The sequence below is a fragment of the Ferruginibacter sp. genome (genome assembly GCF_049840995.1).
GTDB lineage: Bacteria > Bacteroidota > Bacteroidia > Chitinophagales > Chitinophagaceae > Ferruginibacter.
Genome location: NZ_JASGIP010000003.1, coordinates 1,744,498 through 1,761,527, shown reverse-complemented (window position 1 = coordinate 1,761,527; position 17,030 = coordinate 1,744,498). Strand labels below are relative to the sequence as shown.

Below are 17,030 nucleotides of genomic sequence, written 5' to 3'. Positions count from 1 at the left end.
ATCCCTGTAACTGACACCCTGCATGGCACTTTGCTTACAGATAATTACCGCTGGCTGGAAGATAAGGATAATGAGCAGGTAAAAGCCTGGACAAAGGCCCAGCACGATTATACGCTCCAATACATGAGTGAAACACAGAAAACGATAAAAGGTTTACGGGAAGAGATCGCCGCTATTGTGGATATGGATTACGAAGGGCCTGTTTCCACTGTGGGAAAATATAAATTCCAATCCATCAAAAGAAAGGGCGATAAGCAAAATAAGATCTACCGGGTGCTGGAAGATGGCAGTAAACAATTGCTTTTTGACCCGGTTGCCTATGATACTTCGGGTAAAACTGCTTTGTCAGGATCCAATTATTCTTACAATGGCGAAGTATGTGCTTTTAGTATACAAAAAAGCGGGTCGGAGATCAATACCGTATATTTTATTGATACCCGAACCGGCAAAGAATTGTACCCGCCGCTGGATGGTGTGTTTGGTTTTGACTGGACAAAAGATCAGCAACATGGCTATATTACATTGCGCAATAAAGAACTGATCGATAAACAACTGCCGCTGCCCACCTACCTGCACAAGCTGGGCGATGACAGGAAGAACGATGTTTTTTTAGGAGAACCCAAAGATGCGAAGAACAGCTTTTACATTTACGACAACCGCTACAGCGATGTAAGTTTTTTAGGTGAAAGTGATTTTTACAGTAATACACTACGTATAAAAAAGACGGGTACACCGGACAGTGGTAAAGTAATTTACAGCAGTACCAAATACAGGGCTTATCCCGAAGCGATCGGTGATAGAATGTATATCATGACCAATGATAATGCACCCAATTTTAAACTGCTGATCGGCAACACCAAAAATCCCGATAGCAAGAACTGGAAAGTATTGATCCCCGAAAGCAAAACAGTAATGGAAAACTACAGTGTTACCAAACACAACATTATTGTACAGGATAAAAAAGATATTGTAAGCCGGTTACGGATATTTGATTTTGCAGGCAAATATGTAAAAGATGTACCTATGCCTGAGCCGGGCAATATCAGCAGTTTCAGTTACGACAGGGAGGAAGACCTGGTATACCTTACCATCACTTCCTTTACCACTCCTGCAAAAACTTTTGTGGCCAATGCTGCGGATTTTAAATGGAAACTGTATTTCTTCCGGGAATTACCGGTGGATACAAAGAATATTACCGGCAGCATACAATTCTATATTTCCAAAGACGGAACAAGGATACCTATAAAAGTGATCCATCGTAAAGACTTGAAACTGGACGGCAATAATCCTGTATTGCTGACGGGGTATGGAGGTTTTAATTCCGGTATCAGCATTGGCTTTGTGGGCAGCTATGCTTCCTTTATCAATCGTGGCGGCGTGATACTGGAACCCGGTATAAGAGGCGGTGATGAGTACGGCGAAAAATGGCACGAAGGCGCTATGCTCCAGAATAAACAGAATTGCTTTGATGATTTTATTGCCGCAGCAGAATGGGCCATTAAAGAAAAGTACACCAATAAAAATAAATTAGCAATCTGGGGCGGCAGCAATGGTGGTTTATTAATGGGCGCCATGGTTACACAAAGGCCCGATCTTTTTAAAGCGGTGATATGTGGCGTTCCGCTGCTGGATATGGTACGGTACCATAAATTTTTGATCGCACGGTACTGGATACCCGAATATGGCAGTGCAGACAATGAAGCTGATTTTGGATGGCTGTTAAAATATTCTCCTTATCATAATATCAGGGCGGGTGTGAACATTCCGAATATGCTGGTAACCGCCGGCGCTTACGACAGCAGGGTGGATCCACTACATGCCAAAAAATTTGTGGCCGCCATACAGAATAATGTGGGTCAGAAAAGCCCGGTAATGCTCTGGATCGATTTCAACAGTGGTCATGGCACCGGCCAGCAAACACAGCAAAGGATCGATAATGCCACCATGCAGTTCAGCTACCTGATGAACCAGCTGGGGATGGAATAGAATGATAAATACAACCCGCCAGGGCGGAAGAAAACAGAACACAGATTATCATGATCAAGCGGATAGATCATGATCTTATAAAAAACGAGTGACCTCATCATCTGATGAACCATTTGCGAATGAAGTAAGAGCTTTAAGAGATCGTCTTTCTTTTTTGTAGGGTTCTTTTATTCGAACAGCACCAGGCGTTCCTACGGAACGCCGCGGCTTTTTGTTGCACTTTGTTACCAATGAAATGTCCCTACGGGACAGCAAAACTGCACCTCGTATTTCGTTCCGGCAGTATCTCTCGTTTCTCAAAAATCTGGTAATGTGAATGTATGTTTTACAAGAGTATTTCCTCGTCTCTCAAAAAAATCAGCTACTATATTTTTGTCCGGCAGGGGTATTTTCTCATTTCTCAAAAAATTAAATGATGTACTTTTGTTCCGTAGGAACATCTCATCGGTAGCCCAGGCAATGTGGGAGGGTTTCGTTCCGTAGGAACGTTTTGCGCAAAGCAGGTTGTAACAGATAAAAGCAAACCGGGCATTATGATTTATCCCGTCAATAAAATGGCAGATTAATTCTCCACCCAGGCCTCGTTTTCCTTTAATAGGTTGATCAGTTCATCCACGGCAATAGCGCTGTCGATATTTCTTTTTACCACCTCTTTGCCTTTGTACAAGGTTATTTTACCAACACCACTGCCCACATAACCAAAATCGGCATCCGCCATTTCGCCGGGACCATTTACGATGCAACCCATGATAGCGATCTTAACACCTTTCAAATGATTGGTCACTGCACGGATCTTTGCCGTTGTTTCCTGCAGATCGAATAAAGTGCGGCCACAACTGGGGCAGCTGATGTATTCTGTTTTGGAGATACGGGTACGTACCGCCTGTAAAATAGAAAAAGAAGTATTGTTTAAAAATTGGTGGTTGTTCTTTGTTTGCAGGTAAGTTCTGCCCGAAACTTTTGCATTCACGATCTTTGAAGGATCATTGATCAGCCAGATACCATCACCCATACCATCTAAGAACAAAGCGCCGCTTTCTGTAGCAAAATGTATCAGTTGTTCATCAATAGAAGTATGATGACTTTCAACAGCAAGAATTACCGGTGTTTGCAAGGGCATCAATCCATTGATAAAACTCCGGACCGATTGCATACTGTTTTCAGCAGAAGAATACACACAAAGTACGGTTGTATTATCATTGCTGATCTTTTCTATCAGTTGCTTCTCATCCTTTGCAGTATCAAAGGCAATAAAATTCATGGCAGCAGATCTTTTTTCTGCTGTGCTGAATTCTGCAACAGTAAATAATGGAAAATATTTTGGGCTATCCGCAACTGCAAGCCAGGTATTATAATTACAGATCACTTTTACGGTGCCTGGTAAAGCAAAGTCAATGGTTTTATCGGCCGTATAAATATAATCCGCTGCCGCATCCGCAATATTCCATTTATCACTAGGCACATCGTAGCTATAACCTATTGCCTGCAGGTCGGTATGGCCGATCACTTTATCAAGCATAAAATCAGCAATAACTATAGGAACATGTTTAGCGCCAACATTACCCAGTTCGTACGTTTCTCTTCTTTTATATTCAAAAGGAGAATAAGAAAGTTTACTTTCTGCAGTTAATGCATTATCATTTACTTTAGATTGATAACGCTTTACAATATCCTTACAAACCGGTATCTCAAATTCCGGATCTTCTGTCAACGAAACCCTGATCGTATCACCAATACCATCTTCCAAAAGCGTACCGATACCGATCGCAGATTTTATCCTGCCGTCTTCCCCATCACCTGCTTCGGTTACGCCTAAGTGTAAGGGATAGCATTCACCAAACTCTTCCATCATGTGTACCACCAGCAGCCGATAAGCCTGTACCATCACCAGCGGGTTACTGCTCTTCATGCTGAGGATGATCTCGTGATAATCCTCGCTTCTTGCGATACGCAAAAATTCCATAGCACTTTCCACCATACCAATAGCAGTATCACCATAGCGGCTCATGATACGGTCGCTTAAGCTGCCATGATTGGTACCAATACGCATAGCAGTACCATGCTCCTTACAGATCAAAACCAGTGGTGTAAAACGTTCCCTGATCCTTTCAATTTCTTCTGCATATTCTTCATCGGTATATTCCAGTTGCTCAAACTTTTTCTTATCAACATAGTTGCCGGGGTTCACCCTTACCTTCTCTACAATTTTTGCAGCGATCTCTGCTGCATTGGGTGTAAAATGAATATCAGCCACGAGCGGTGTATCGTAACCACGCTTTCTTAATTCATCCTTGATGTTCTGTAAATTCTCCGCTTCTTTTTTAGAAGGCGCCGTGATACGCACCAGCTCTGCTCCTGCCTCAATGCAACGGATAGATTGTTCTACTGTAGCCATCGTATCCATGGTATCAGTAGTGGTCATGGTTTGAATACGGATGGGATTATTACCGCCCAACACAAGGTTGCCGATCTTTACTTCTCTTGTCTTAAGGCGTTTATACGAAGTGAGTGATTCGCTGTAGCGTTGCATGGTGCAAAATTAACGTAAAATGGCGGTTCCACATTGTCTGACGCCCCGTCTGACCATGTGATTGATCTGACGCCCTCGTCTGATCATGTTTTTACCAATCCTTATCTGGTTTATTAGGTGATGCAGTATTTACTTTTCTTAATTTATCCTGCAGGTTCTTTTCCTGCTGCAGCAATGCCTTCAGCTTTTCCTCTGCATCTTTTTTACTTATTTTAGGTTGTTGCTGCTGTTGTTGTTTTTGCTCTTCTTTTTTCTTTTGTTCATCTTTTTTCTGTTCATCTTCCTTCGGTTTTTTCTTCTGCTTGTTGTCTTTTGGCTGTTGCTGTTCCTGCTGTTGTTGTTGCTGTTTTAGTTGTTTTAACGCTTTTTGCAAATTCTGCCGGGTATCATCATCATCAGGATTCAGCTTTAAAGCATTTTTATAAGCCTCGATACATTCCTGCAGTTTATCAGATTTTTGCAATACAACACCTTTGTTATACAACGCTTTCGCCTTTTCCTGTTTCGATTGCAGGCTGGAAGCCGCATTGTCATAGGCTTTTACAGCCTCTTCCTTCTTATCGTTTTTATACAATGCATTGCCCAGGTTAAATTGTGCGGTGGCATTGGTAGGTGTTTTAGTGATCACTTTCTGGTACTGCTCTGCCGCCTTGCCATATTCATTCTTCTTATACTCCTCGTTGCCTTTTTTGATCTCTTTTTCATCCTGCGCAAAACTAAAAGCCGGCAATATTAAACACAGCACAGTGGCAAATGCAGCCGCCTTTGTCATTTTACTTTTATCCGTCTTCGGCCTGATCCTTTCCGGCAATACCATTTCTATCAGCAGCAGTAAAACAGCAAACAATAAAAAATACTGGTAAAAACTTTCATAATTCACCAGCGAATCTTCTGTAACCGCACGCTGGTCCATATTCCCCAGCTGTGTATCCAGCTTAGCCACCACATCATCTGTGTTGTTATATAATTGATAGATGCCGTTGCCTTTTTCTGCAATGGTTCTCAATTCTGCTTCATTCAGTTTAGTGATCACGGTATTGCCTTCATTATCTTTTTTAGTCTCATTGGTAGAAGGATCAAAAATAGGAGAACCATCGGGCGAACCAATACCGATCGTATTGATCACAACACCATCCGAAGCCATCTGTGTGGCTACTTTTGCAGCTTCTTCATCATGATCTTCACCATCACTGATAAGGATAACCGATTTATATTTTTTTTCTTTGGTATTAAAAGAGGCATTGCTCATTCTCAACGCATCTGCGATCACCGTGCCCTGCGTAGGCACAATATCAGGCGTGGCAGAAGAGAGATACATTTTTGCAGCGCCATGATCACCGGTAAGCGGCATCTGCAGGTAAGCCTTGCCTGCAAAAACAATAATGCCGATCCTGTCGTTGCCCAGTTTATCGATCAGTTTGCTGATCACCTGTTTGGCCCGGTCCAAACGGCTGGGCTTGATATCCTGCGCCAGCATACTCTTGCTTACATCCAGCGCCACCATTACATCAATACCATTACGGCTTACTTTTTCGGAGCCCCTGGGCGTACGCAGGTTGGCCAGTGCCAAAGCGCCGGATGCAAAAGCAACAATGATAAGTATGAATTTGATAGCAAAGCGTTGGGCAGAATAGTTTTTCGTCATTTCCTTCACCAGCCTTTCATCCCCGATCTTTTTAATGGTCCTCTTTTTCCAGCGCAACACAAAAAAATACAGCAATGCCAGTAAAGGTATTGCTGCCAATGCGAGTAAATATTCGTTATGTTGAAATGTATACAAAACCAGATCGATGCTTTGTGTTTATTAATGATCAACAGGGTAAAATAAGCACATTCAGGGCAAACAATTCTGTTAAAAAATTATTTCTTCCCTTCAAAAAAGCCCAGTTGCTTTAATATACCGGTGGTAATATTTTTACGGATGGTACGCATATCTATATCTCCCGGGGCGCCTTTAATAAAAGTTACAAAGAAATATACATGGTTATTCTCCTCGATCCAGCCCACCTGCCAGCCAATATTATTTTTCTGCTCATCAAAGCCCCAGCCCGTTTTATAACTCAATTTGTATGCCGTATTATCTTCCTGCAGCATTACATTCTTAACCTGTTCGTGCACACCTTTTCTAAAGGGCAACTGGTCAAAATACAGTTTTTTTACCAGGCCCAGCTGTTCATCCGGTGATATTTTTAAATGATTGTTCAGCCAGAACGAATCAACAGGACCACCGATATTTTTATTGCCATAACCAATACTGTCTATCCAGTGCTGCATGGTATCTTTTCCAATACGGCGGGCCACTTCCTGGTAATAAGCCACATTGCTTACTTTAAACGCCTCCGTCATGCCCATATCTTTGTTCCAGTCCTTTGCAGTATCGCCACCGGGAAAAATGCGCACCTTACCATCCCATTTTATCATCATCGTATCATTGGTAATAGCACCTGTTTGCAGGCCAATGAGAGAGTTAACAATTTTAAAAGTAGAGGCCGGTAAAAAACGCTGTGTATCCAATGCCATATTGTACACTGTTATCTGTCCGTCGGCATTGTTGAGTAAAGTAAAACAACCATCCACTTTATTTTCATCAAAATATTTTTTTAAGCTGTTATCGATCTTTGCCTTGTTTACGCTGCAGGAATTAAAAAGAAAGATACTGGCAATTACAAGGGATACAAAGCCGGTAATGCGAAATGATCTCATAAAAAATAACGGGGATTTTGTCTTTAAGGTTTCGGGGATTTATTCAAATGTTTTGCAGTGGCATCCAGGGCATCATAAAATTCCTGCCCGAACTTGCGTACCAGCGATTCTTTTAAAAATACATACACGGGCACTTTTAATTTCTTACCCAGGCTGCAGGCAGCTTTGCAGTTATCTTCCCTTGGTTCGTAATTAACGTATACATTGGCGCTGCGCTTGCTCTCTTTGGTTATTACAGGGAAAAGATGGCAGCTGATCGGTTTTTTCCATTTTACTTTTCCATCCAGGTAAGCCTGCTCAATGCCGCATTTAACAATGCCCTGTTTATCGGTAATACCGTATACACATATCTTGCTGTTGATGGTAGGTGTAACCCAGCCAAACTCTTTATCGTATACATAACGGCCCTGCCTGTCGATCTCCGCTTTGCTTTCCTCGTTCAGGTAAGGCAGCACGGCATCAAACACTTCGTTGATCTTTTCCAGTTCAGCTTTTTCAAGTGGTGCACCGGCATCGCCATCCACGCAGCAGGCGCCCTTGCACTTGGTAAGGTCGCACACAAACTGCTCCTTCACCACTTCTTCGCTGATCAAAATATTGTCTATTGCAATCATGCTGCAAAGGTACAGCAAACAGGCAGGCTAATAAAATTTGTGATGAATGGTCTGGCACATGGTCTGACGCCCTCGTCTGACCATGTGCAGCACTGACCATGAAATGGTCAGACGAGGGCGGCAGGCCATAGGGTGATCGCGGTCAACATGGTCAGACGAGGGCGTCAGACCATGTTAGCTATGCACCCACCGGAACGTATTGATCATGTGCTCAATATCCTTCTGCAAAAAATCCTGCACCGGCTTTAAGGAATCTGAGTTGGGCGTTACATCAAAATACAGGGCGCCGCGGATAAAGTTTTTGGTTGTATCGCTTAAAAAGAATTGTTTGGCCGTGGCCGCATTGCCGCCCACTTTAAAAAAGATGCCGGTAACACCATTCGGCGTATGCATCACACTGTCTTTAATGGCATTGGTAATGGCCTGGTTCTTATTGGTAAGATTATATGCATCCGTTACCATATTATCAAAAGCGTTGATACCCGTAGAGTCTTTATAAGCTCCGTTGGGTTGTTTTACTTTATAAATAGCCTTGCCACCAATGATCTTGTAACTCAAAAATATCCTGCCGCCAAATTGCGGAAAATCAAGGTTGATCCAGTAAGGGTTTTCAGGATTGCTGTCAAAATAAGTGCTGTCTTTTACCACCTGTGCATAAGCCGGGTATTCAAAAGTATAAGGGAAGCCGGGTTGCTGAAAGGCAACGTATTTTCTTTCAGGAAAATCCACTTTAAAGTAACCTCTTTTTTTTGAGGTATAAGTAGAGTTGCAGGAGAACAGGAGCAAAGTACAAAGTACGAAGTACAAACCCAGGCTGATCCAATTACGTTTAGATATCATGCTGCAAAAATAATTATCCTCTATCAACTCCATACTTAAAATTTTGTACTCAAACTTTACACTTTTAACTCTCAACTTTTAACTCTGTACTCTCAACTTTTCCCTTCCGCTTCTTTTAAAATAACTTTCACCTTATCGATCCTGTTCTTTTTTATCTCCAGCGGGATGAATATAAAATCGCCGCTCACCACTTCTTCATCCACCTGCGGAAATTCGCCGGCTATTTCCAGCACCAGCCCTGCAAGCGAATCACTGTCGCCCCGCACATTTTCAAAAGTATCTACCGGCAAACCCAGTGCCTTGCACACATCATTGATCATTGTTTTACCTTCAAAAATATAAGTATGGTCATCTATTTTTTTATTTACGCTTTCTTCATCATCAAATTCATCCTTGATATCACCAATGATCTCTTCCATGATATCTTCCAGCGTTACAATACCCGAGGTGCCGCCAAACTCATCCACCACCACGGCAAAATGATTGCGGCGGTTGCGGAATTCCTGCAACAGGTCTTCGATCAGTTTTTGTTCATGCACAAAAAAAGGCTGGCGCATCAGGGTATGCCAGTCGTAACCGGGGCCTTCGTTCAGGTGCGGCAGCAGGTCCTTGGTATGCAGCATACCCACCACTTCGTCCAGGTTGTTCTTATACACCGGCAGGCGGGAGTAATGCAGTTCTTCCACTTTCCTGATCGTGTCTTCAAAACTGCTGTTCACATCAATGCCACTAACGTCCAGGCGTGTACGCATGATCTGCTTTACCGTGGTATCACCAAATTTGCGGATGCCTTTCAGTATCTGTTTTTCTTCCACCGTAGCTTCATGCTCGGGCAAAAGGTCAATGGCATAATCCAGGTGGCTGCTGTCCATAGCAGCAGTATTATCCGAAGAGAATTTCTTTTCAATACCATCGCTCCACCTTACCATGCGTTTGCTGAAGCGGTAAAAAACACTGTTGAATATTTCTACAATCAGCGATGCTGTTGCAGCAAACCATATTTTATGATGTGTGGCCCAAACCTTCGGTAACACTTCGGCCACCAGTACCAGTAAGATGGTTACCGCTACTACTTTTATTAAAAAGATACTGAGGAAATTAAAATGCAGTCCGCCGATCCATCCATCGATCAGGATATTAAAAATGAGAATGATACCGATATTGACAAAGCTGTTGGTGATAAGCATGGATGCCAGCAATGTTTTGGGCTGCTCCAGTAAATTAACAATGCGGCGGTAAGCAGGCTGCTGCTTGGTTTTAAGTATGTTGATATCCTTATAAGTAAGCGAAAAAAAAGCTACTTCCGAACCCGCCAGTAAGAAGGAAATGATAAGCAGCAAAAATACCAGGAACATCAGTACAGCATTTGCCGCAAGTGTTATTGCCAGTAAAGGAAATGGGAATGAGTGAATAAAGCTGTTAGCCGAATGGTAATCCAAAATATAGATTTTATATAAACAATGGTAAAGCCAAAAACCGCTTTACGAATTCAATGGGTTAAACTTATTAAAATGGCAGGCGTTCTGCTCCATCGTCAATTGGTGGAATATCGGGACCACCCAAACCTTCCATACCTTCAACACCTGCAGCAGGATGACTGCCATCGCTTCTTTTTTCCAGCATGATAAGATTATCGCCCACTATCTCAGTAGCAAATTTTTTATTGCCGTCCTTATCTTCCCAGCTGCGTGTTTTTAATCTTCCTTCTATATAAACAAGGCTACCCTTGTGCAGGTATTTTTGTGCCAGGTCGGCAAGCCCACGCCACAATACCACGGTATGCCATTCTGTTTGAGAAATTAATTTGCCGCTCCTGTCCTTAAAAGTTTCTGTTGTTGCCAGCGAAAATTTTGCCACACCAATATTGCCTTCTAAAAATTGTATATCGGGATCCTTACCCAGATTTCCTATTAACATTACCCTGTTTACGCCTCTCATAAAATTTTTATTTTAAGAATGTAGACTCATGGTTCCCCTCTATAACAAATTTAAAGATACATTTTTATCTTTCAAATAGGATGTTATCAATTTTGGGAAAGGCAGCAGCTCCAGCTCTTTTTCTGTAACTGCCTCGTAGCCTTCCAGTTCGGGTGCATTTTTAAGGTGCAGCCTTGCAAACTGGCCATGTATGGTTTGGTGGGTCAGTTTCTGGCTGTATATTTTAGAAATGGGCCCCGCGGTATAAGCGTTCTTTGTCAGCATCTTTTTAAATCCGGGCGAACGCTTTACTTCTTCCATATCCGTTGGGGCGGGCGATTCCAGCAACACAAATTCGTACAGGTTTTCCCATATATCCTTCGCACCCCGTTTGCGCACATACAGCCTGCCCTTATATTCCATTACAAAATAAAAGAACCACCTTGTTCGCTGCACAATGGTCTTTTCTTTAACAGGCAAATTGCTTACCATTCCGGTTAAATAAGCGCCACATTTTTTTTGCAGCGGGCATTGTGTACACAAAGGCAATTGTGGTTTGCATACCACGGCGCCAAAATCCATCAATGCCTGGTTATAGATACCGGGCTGTTTTTTATCCAGTAATTCATTGGCCAGTGCTGTAAAAAAACGTTTGCCTTCGGTGCTGTCTACCGGTGTGTTGTTAGCAAAAAAACGTGATAGTACCCTGAACACATTTCCATCCACCACCGCATGAGGCAGGTTATAGGCAAAGGATGCAATGGCAGCGGCCGTGTATGGCCCCACGCCTTTCAGTGCAAGAATGTCTTCATACTGATCGGGGAATTGGCCCCTGCATTCATCTGCAATATAGCGGGCAGTGGCCAGCAGGTTCTTGCAGCGGGTATAATAGCCCAGGCCTTCCCATAATTTAAACACCTGTGTATCGGGCGCCTTGGCAAGATCCATAATAGTAGGAAAAGCAGCCACAAAACGATTGTAATATTCCCAACCCTGCTCCACCCTGGTCTGCTGCAATATCACCTCACTCAACCATATTTTATAGGGATTTTTTTCCCCTTTCCAGGGCATGTGCCGGTCGTTAACGTCTGTATTCCACTGCAAAAGCCGGCTGGTAAAATATTTTTTTGAAGCATCCATATTGCCAAAACTGTTTTTTATAAAGATATTATGCCAACATATTTATACATATCAAATAAAGCACATACCGTTGATTATCAATCAATTAGAGCCGTTTTTCATCTTGCGTTAAATGATTTCTTTGCAACAAAGTAGCTGATAATCACTAACTTATTTGGATTTTTGGAGCAAATTTTGTATTTTACTCAAAGAATTCTAAAAATCATTTTATGAGAAAAGCAGACCTTATTAATCAAATTTCCGAAAAAACCGGTATTCCTAAAGTGGATGTACTGGTAACTCTTGAAACTATGTTTAAAGAAGTTAAAAAGTCATTATCTGAAGGCGAAAATATTTATATACGCGGATTCGGCAGCTTTATTACCAAAAAAAGAGCGGCCAAGATCGGCCGTAATATCAAGAAGAATATCGCTGTTGAAATACCCGAACATTTCATTCCCGCATTTAAGCCTGCCAAAGAGTTTATGCAGGAGATCAAATCTTCCAAAAACATTAAAGAGAGCACCGATAACCATGATGATGAAAGCGAAGACTGATGTAACTTTGCCTTCTAAATTTTTACGGTGAATAAACAATTATTACTTGCTGCAACAGGTTTGACCCTGGTAGCGGCATTGTTCTTTTTTGGACGTACCACGGCAGAAAAAAAACCGGCTGCTCCTAAAGCCATGCCGGCAGCGCAGGTTCCTTCCTTTAATATAGATGGTTTTATTGCCCAGGCAAAACAGCAACTCACTGCCGGGCAGATAGTTACGCTGGATAAACTGGAGAACAGCGTAAAACGCGGCGACGTGCTGCACCAGCAGATAGAGGCCAGTAAACAGCTGGCAGACTTCTGGAAGGACAGCGCCCATGCGTTTGAACCCTACATTTATTATTTATCAAAGGCTGCTAAGTTGGAGAATTCAGAAAAAAACCTCACCTTTGCTGCCCAATTAATTTTGGACGATCTGAGAGGTGAGCAGGACGAGGCTAAACTGAACTGGAAAGCCACAGAAGCGATCGGGTTATTTGAACAGGCTATTAAGCTGAACCCGGACAACGATGATCTGAAAATTGGTTTGGGCAGTTGTTATATATATGGTAAGGGCCGTGGCGGTAACCCGCAGGAAACCATGACCGGCATACAGCAGTTGCTGGCCGTGGTAAGAAAAGACTCCACCAATATGAAAGCACAACTGGTGCTGGGAGTAGGTGGTTTTGTTTCGGGGCAATATGATAAAGCTATTGACCGTTTAACAAAAGTGATAAAGGCCGAGCCGAAGAATGTGGAAGCCGTGGCATTTTTAGCCGACAGCTACGCAGCAAAGGGAGATAAAGCCTCCGCCATTAAATGGTACCAGGCTTTAAAAGGATTGACCAATAACCCGGAGCATAGCAAAGAGATAGACCAGCGGATAAAGATGCTGCAATAAAACGCAAAGAAGACCTGAAAAATATTATTTTAAAACATAAAAAAGACTAGTTATGCCTTGTGGTAAAAAGAGAAAACGTCATAAAATTGCAACTCACAAGCGTAAAAAACGTTTAAGAAAGAACCGTCATAAGAAAAGATAAGTAGCTTTTCTTAAGATGCCGGGAATCCTCATCCCGGCACATTTATCTGTATGCACTGCAGTAAACGCTGAATATAACAGCGATACCGGTGCATGCAGGTATGTTTGCTTTCCACGATGTATGGTCTTATAAAATTTTACGCTTGACCAAGGAACTTATTATAAATGCTGCACCGCAGGGTGTTGAGATTGCCCTGCTTGAAGACAAAAGACTGGTGGAGCTGCATAGCGAAAAAGCTGACGCCAGTTTTGGTGTGGGGGACCTTTATCTTGGAAAAGTAAAAAAATTGATCCCCGGTTTAAATGCGGCTTTTGTAGATGTGGGTTTTGAAAAAGATGCCTTTTTACATTATACCGACCTTAGCCCCTATGTACGTTCGATATTAAAATTCACCAACGAAGCCATTAACGACAAGACCGAAGGCGGTTTTGATTTTGGCAAATTCAAGGTGGAGCCCGAGATCGTTAAGACCGGCAAGATCACCGAGATACTCAGCGGACGCCCCAATATACTGGTACAGATATTAAAGGAACCTATTGCTGCCAAAGGCCCGCGCCTCAGCTGCGAATTATCGCTGCCCGGCCGCTTTGTGGTGGTTACTCCTTTTAATGATATTGTGGCAGTATCCCGCAAAATTCATTCTTCCGACGAAAGGAAACGTTTACAGAAGATCATAGAAGCGATCAAACCCAAGAACCTGGGTGTGATAGTACGTACTGCTGCAGAAGGCAAGCATACTGCCGAACTGCACGAAGACCTGCTGAGCCTGATCGCTACCTGGAAGACCATTCAGAATAACCTGAAAGGCGCCACACCTCCTGCAAGGATATTGAATGAACTGGGCAAGACCACCAGTATACTGCGTGACCTGCTGAATGAAGATTTCAATAAGATCGTGGTGAATGACAAGAATATCTTCAGTGATACAAAAACTTATATCCAGCGTATAGCGCCCGATAAAACAGATATCGTTTCTTATTACAATAACGGCTCTCCTATCTTCGATAGTTTTGGTATTACCAAGCAGGTAAAAGCTGCTTTTGGTAAAACTGTGAACCTGCCCAGCGGCGCTTATTTAATTGTTGAACACACCGAAGCATTGCATGTGATAGATGTGAACAGCGGTTATAAAAGCGTAAGCAATAACCAGGAGCAGAACGCACTGGAAACAAACCTGGAAGCAGCAGAAGAAATAGCAAGGCAATTGAGGTTAAGGGATCTTGGTGGCATCATCGTGGTAGACTTCATTGATATGAAGCTGATGGAGAACAAGAAGAAGCTGGCCGATGCCATGGAGCAACTGATGCGTACCGACAGGGCCAAGCATGCCGTATTGCCGATCAGTAAATTTGGTTTGATGCAGATCACCCGCCAGCGCATGAAGCCGGAGATGACGATCAACACCACCGAGATCTGCCCAAGTTGCGAAGGCACCGGAAAAATATCTTCTACTTTAATTCTTGAAGACGAAATAGAAAAGAACCTGAATTACCTCATCATGCAAAAGCATAAAGGTTTAACAGTGGAAGTACATCCTATTTTGTACGCTTATCTTACCAAAGGTTTCTTTACCTCCAAACTGGGTAAATGGAAACGCAAGTTCAAACAAAAGATCAAACTGAAAGAGAACACCAACTATCATTTAACTGAATTCCATTTTTTTGATGACAGCGATGAAGAGATAAAACTCTGACACAAATAATTAAAAAAAGATCCCTGGCTAATTACCAGGGATTTTTATTTTACAAATGGTTTCAAAAACTATTGTTTTGCAGCCTGCCTCCTCGCTTTTTGCCTTGCCACACGGCCGCTTTTTTTATCTCTTGATCTGCCGATCGCATAACCGGTACCTGCGCCCAACACTGCACCTATCACAGCGCCCTTGGCTTTATCTTTACTTACCACAGCACCTAATATAGCCCCGGAACCTGCACCAATCGCGGTACCTTTTGCAGCATCACTCCAGCCTTTATCCTGCTTTACAGGAGCTGCAGCAGCATTATTACCACCACCACCTGTACCTGTATTGGAATTATTATTGGCCGTATTTGCTGCGTTATAATTGCGTATCACGGCAGTTTTTTGTTTTACACCCACTGCCACCACATCTTTACCTATATCGGTGCTGGCATTGTTCTGATAAAGTCCGGTGGTATCGGTCATCACCATATCTCTTTTATCATCTGTTGCGGATTTGTTTTTACAGGCAGCCATTGCTGTAATAAATGCTGCCATTAAAAGTGCTTTTTTCATAAACTTAAATTTTAGTTTTAAAAGAGTCGAGCAGATCTTCACGCTCACAGACACACTTGTAAAAAACCATGCCAAAGTATTTTTTTTATATATAACAGTATTGTCATACGGAGGCAGTATTTTTATATATGCAGCAGCATTTCAAGGGTTAACGTTGGTTGGTACAAATTGTAAAGCAGGCAATTGTTTAATACCTTAGATGATATTTTCAAACCTGTTCCCCCGTTCACCAACGGATCAGCAGTTTAAACCGGGAGCAGGATACTGACCTCTAAAAATAACTTTACAATGATGAATTTTAATGAACTGACCGGCAAGGTGGAATTGTATGTAAAGCAACTGGCCAACAGCGATAACAGCGGCGTATTGCATTATCACAACATGGAGCATACCAAAATGGTGGTGGCTGCAGCCAGGCAGATCGGTGATCATTACCAGTTGAATGAAAGAGATTTTTTTGTGGTGGTAACAGCAGCATGGTTCCATGATATCGCCTATTGCAAAGGCATTCGCCAGCAGCACGAAGAAAAGGGTGCAGAGCTGGCCCGTACCTTTTTAGCAGAAAATAATGCACCGGATGATATCATTAGTGCCGTGGGGAATTGCATACTTGCTACAAAAATTCCACAGGTGGCGAATAATTTACTGGAGATGATCATTTGCGATGCCGATATGTTTCACCTGGGCACAGATGATTTCAGTGAGCGCAATAAACTGATGCGCAAGGAAATGGAAGCCGTGCTGCACAAGGATCTTGATAAAGGTGAATGGCGCACCGGCACCATTCAGCTGATGCAGCAGCACCATTATTTTACTGATTATTGTCAGTTGCTTTTGAACGATAAAAAACAACAGAACCTGGATAAACTTTTAAAAAAACAGGAAACAAAAATGAATACAGAAAATATTATCCCTGCTGAAACGTCTGTAAAAGAAAAGAGCAAGGAGCCCAGCCGCGGTATTGAAACGATGTTCCGCATCACATCATCCAACAACCAGCGGCTGAGTGATATGGCCGATAATAAGGCGCATATATTGATCACGGTGAACTCGATCATATTGTCGGCCATTATCAGCTTGGTATTGCGCAGGCTGGATGAGACAAATTATTTTACCTATCCAACCTTCTTTTTACTCATTGTAAGCGTGGTTACCATCATTGTGTGCATACTGGCTACAAGACCATCGCTGCCCAATGGTGTGTTCAGTGCAGAAGACATTGATAAAAAAAGGACCAACCTGCTTTTCTTTGGCAACTTTTATAAAATGAGCCTGGATGATTACAGCAGTGGCATGCTGAAGGTAATGAAGGATAAGGATTTTTTATACGGTACATTGATCAGGGATGTATACTCGCAGGGAGTGGTGCTGGGTAAAAAATACCAGTTGCTGAGAAAAGCCTATAACATTTTTATGGTGGGGTTAACGCTTTCCATATTGAGTTATATCGTTGCGGTAATGATGTCACGCTAATTTTTTTGAAAAGGATC

General features: G+C 42.5%; 14 protein-coding genes. 5 read left to right on the top strand and 9 right to left on the bottom strand.

Annotation, left to right across the window (positions count from 1 at the left end; all coding sequences use genetic code 11):
- Window positions 1-1,986, top strand: a complete 1,986-nt coding sequence (locus QM738_RS09345; protein WP_462276712.1) for a prolyl oligopeptidase family serine peptidase — start codon at window positions 1-3, stop codon at window positions 1,984-1,986.
- Between the two features lie 562 nt (window positions 1,987-2,548).
- On the opposite strand, the gene ispG is transcribed toward QM738_RS09345, so the two are convergent.
- The 8 genes from ispG to mutY form a co-directional block, all read right to left on the bottom strand.
- Window positions 2,549-4,516 (bottom strand): (E)-4-hydroxy-3-methylbut-2-enyl-diphosphate synthase, encoded by a 1,968-nt coding sequence (gene ispG, locus QM738_RS09340; RefSeq protein ID WP_462276422.1) that lies wholly within the window; start codon window positions 4,514-4,516, stop codon window positions 2,549-2,551.
- Between the two features lie 91 nt (window positions 4,517-4,607).
- A complete protein-coding gene (locus tag QM738_RS09335; RefSeq protein WP_462276421.1) occupies window positions 4,608-6,260 on the bottom strand; it encodes a VWA domain-containing protein in 1,653 nt (550 codons plus the stop codon).
- Between the two features lie 116 nt (window positions 6,261-6,376).
- Window positions 6,377-7,219 (bottom strand): class D beta-lactamase, encoded by an 843-nt coding sequence (gene blaOXA, locus QM738_RS09330; protein WP_462276420.1) that lies wholly within the window; start codon window positions 7,217-7,219, stop codon window positions 6,377-6,379.
- 23 nt (window positions 7,220-7,242) lie between these two features.
- Window positions 7,243-7,833, bottom strand: coding sequence for a DUF3109 family protein (locus tag QM738_RS09325; protein WP_462276419.1), 591 nt, complete (start codon window positions 7,831-7,833; stop codon window positions 7,243-7,245).
- A 174-nt stretch (window positions 7,834-8,007) separates the two neighbouring features.
- Entirely contained in the window at window positions 8,008-8,706 is a 699-nt protein-coding gene (gldD, locus tag QM738_RS09320; RefSeq protein ID WP_462276418.1) for a gliding motility lipoprotein GldD, read from the bottom strand.
- Window positions 8,707-8,765: 59 nt separating this feature from the next.
- Complete coding sequence (gene gldE, locus QM738_RS09315; protein ID WP_462276417.1) at window positions 8,766-10,112, bottom strand: gliding motility-associated protein GldE; 1,347 nt, start codon at window positions 10,110-10,112, stop codon at window positions 8,766-8,768.
- Window positions 10,113-10,179: 67 nt separating this feature from the next.
- Window positions 10,180-10,611: a single-stranded DNA-binding protein gene (locus QM738_RS09310; RefSeq protein WP_462276416.1), complete on the bottom strand. Its 432-nt coding sequence runs from the start codon at window positions 10,609-10,611 to the stop codon at window positions 10,180-10,182.
- A 39-nt stretch (window positions 10,612-10,650) separates the two neighbouring features.
- On the bottom strand, window positions 10,651-11,730 hold the full coding sequence (mutY, locus tag QM738_RS09305; protein WP_462276415.1) for an A/G-specific adenine glycosylase: 1,080 nt from the start codon (window positions 11,728-11,730) through the stop codon (window positions 10,651-10,653).
- 152 nt (window positions 11,731-11,882) lie between these two features.
- On the opposite strand from mutY, the gene QM738_RS09300 reads away from it, so the two are divergent.
- The 3 genes from QM738_RS09300 (at window position 11,883) to QM738_RS09290 (ending at window position 14,980) form a co-directional block, all read left to right on the top strand.
- Complete coding sequence (locus QM738_RS09300) at window positions 11,883-12,266, top strand: HU family DNA-binding protein (protein ID WP_462276711.1); 384 nt, start codon at window positions 11,883-11,885, stop codon at window positions 12,264-12,266.
- Between the two features lie 27 nt (window positions 12,267-12,293).
- Window positions 12,294-13,145 (top strand): tetratricopeptide repeat protein, encoded by an 852-nt coding sequence (locus tag QM738_RS09295; RefSeq protein WP_462276414.1) that lies wholly within the window; start codon window positions 12,294-12,296, stop codon window positions 13,143-13,145.
- Between the two features lie 284 nt (window positions 13,146-13,429).
- Window positions 13,430-14,980 (top strand): Rne/Rng family ribonuclease, encoded by a 1,551-nt coding sequence (locus tag QM738_RS09290; RefSeq protein WP_462276413.1) that lies wholly within the window; start codon window positions 13,430-13,432, stop codon window positions 14,978-14,980.
- Window positions 14,981-15,048: 68 nt separating this feature from the next.
- Here QM738_RS09290 and QM738_RS09285 read toward each other — a convergent pair whose 3' ends face one another.
- A complete protein-coding gene (locus QM738_RS09285) occupies window positions 15,049-15,540 on the bottom strand; it encodes a glycine zipper family protein (protein WP_462276412.1) in 492 nt (163 codons plus the stop codon).
- Between the two features lie 288 nt (window positions 15,541-15,828).
- Here QM738_RS09285 and QM738_RS09280 point away from each other — a divergent pair, with 288 nt between their 5' ends.
- Window positions 15,829-17,013 carry a Pycsar system effector family protein gene (locus tag QM738_RS09280; protein ID WP_462276411.1) on the top strand — a complete coding sequence of 395 codons (1,185 nt, stop codon included), beginning with the start codon at window positions 15,829-15,831 and terminating at the stop codon, window positions 17,011-17,013.
- Window positions 17,014-17,030: the final 17 nt, after the last annotated feature.

Coding starts and splice junctions, on each gene's coding strand:
- gldD (WP_462276418.1), bottom strand. CDS start 8,706: ATGGAGTTGATAGAGGATAATTATTTTTGCAGCATGATATCTAAACGT.
- ispG (WP_462276422.1), bottom strand. CDS start 4,516: ATGCAACGCTACAGCGAATCACTCACTTCGTATAAACGCCTTAAGACA.
- blaOXA (WP_462276420.1), bottom strand. CDS start 7,219: ATGAGATCATTTCGCATTACCGGCTTTGTATCCCTTGTAATTGCCAGT.
- mutY (WP_462276415.1), bottom strand. CDS start 11,730: ATGGATGCTTCAAAAAAATATTTTACCAGCCGGCTTTTGCAGTGGAAT.
- QM738_RS09325 (WP_462276419.1), bottom strand. CDS start 7,833: ATGATTGCAATAGACAATATTTTGATCAGCGAAGAAGTGGTGAAGGAG.
- QM738_RS09280 (WP_462276411.1), top strand. CDS start 15,829: ATGATGAATTTTAATGAACTGACCGGCAAGGTGGAATTGTATGTAAAG.
- QM738_RS09310 (WP_462276416.1), bottom strand. CDS start 10,611: ATGAGAGGCGTAAACAGGGTAATGTTAATAGGAAATCTGGGTAAGGAT.
- QM738_RS09285 (WP_462276412.1), bottom strand. CDS start 15,540: ATGAAAAAAGCACTTTTAATGGCAGCATTTATTACAGCAATGGCTGCC.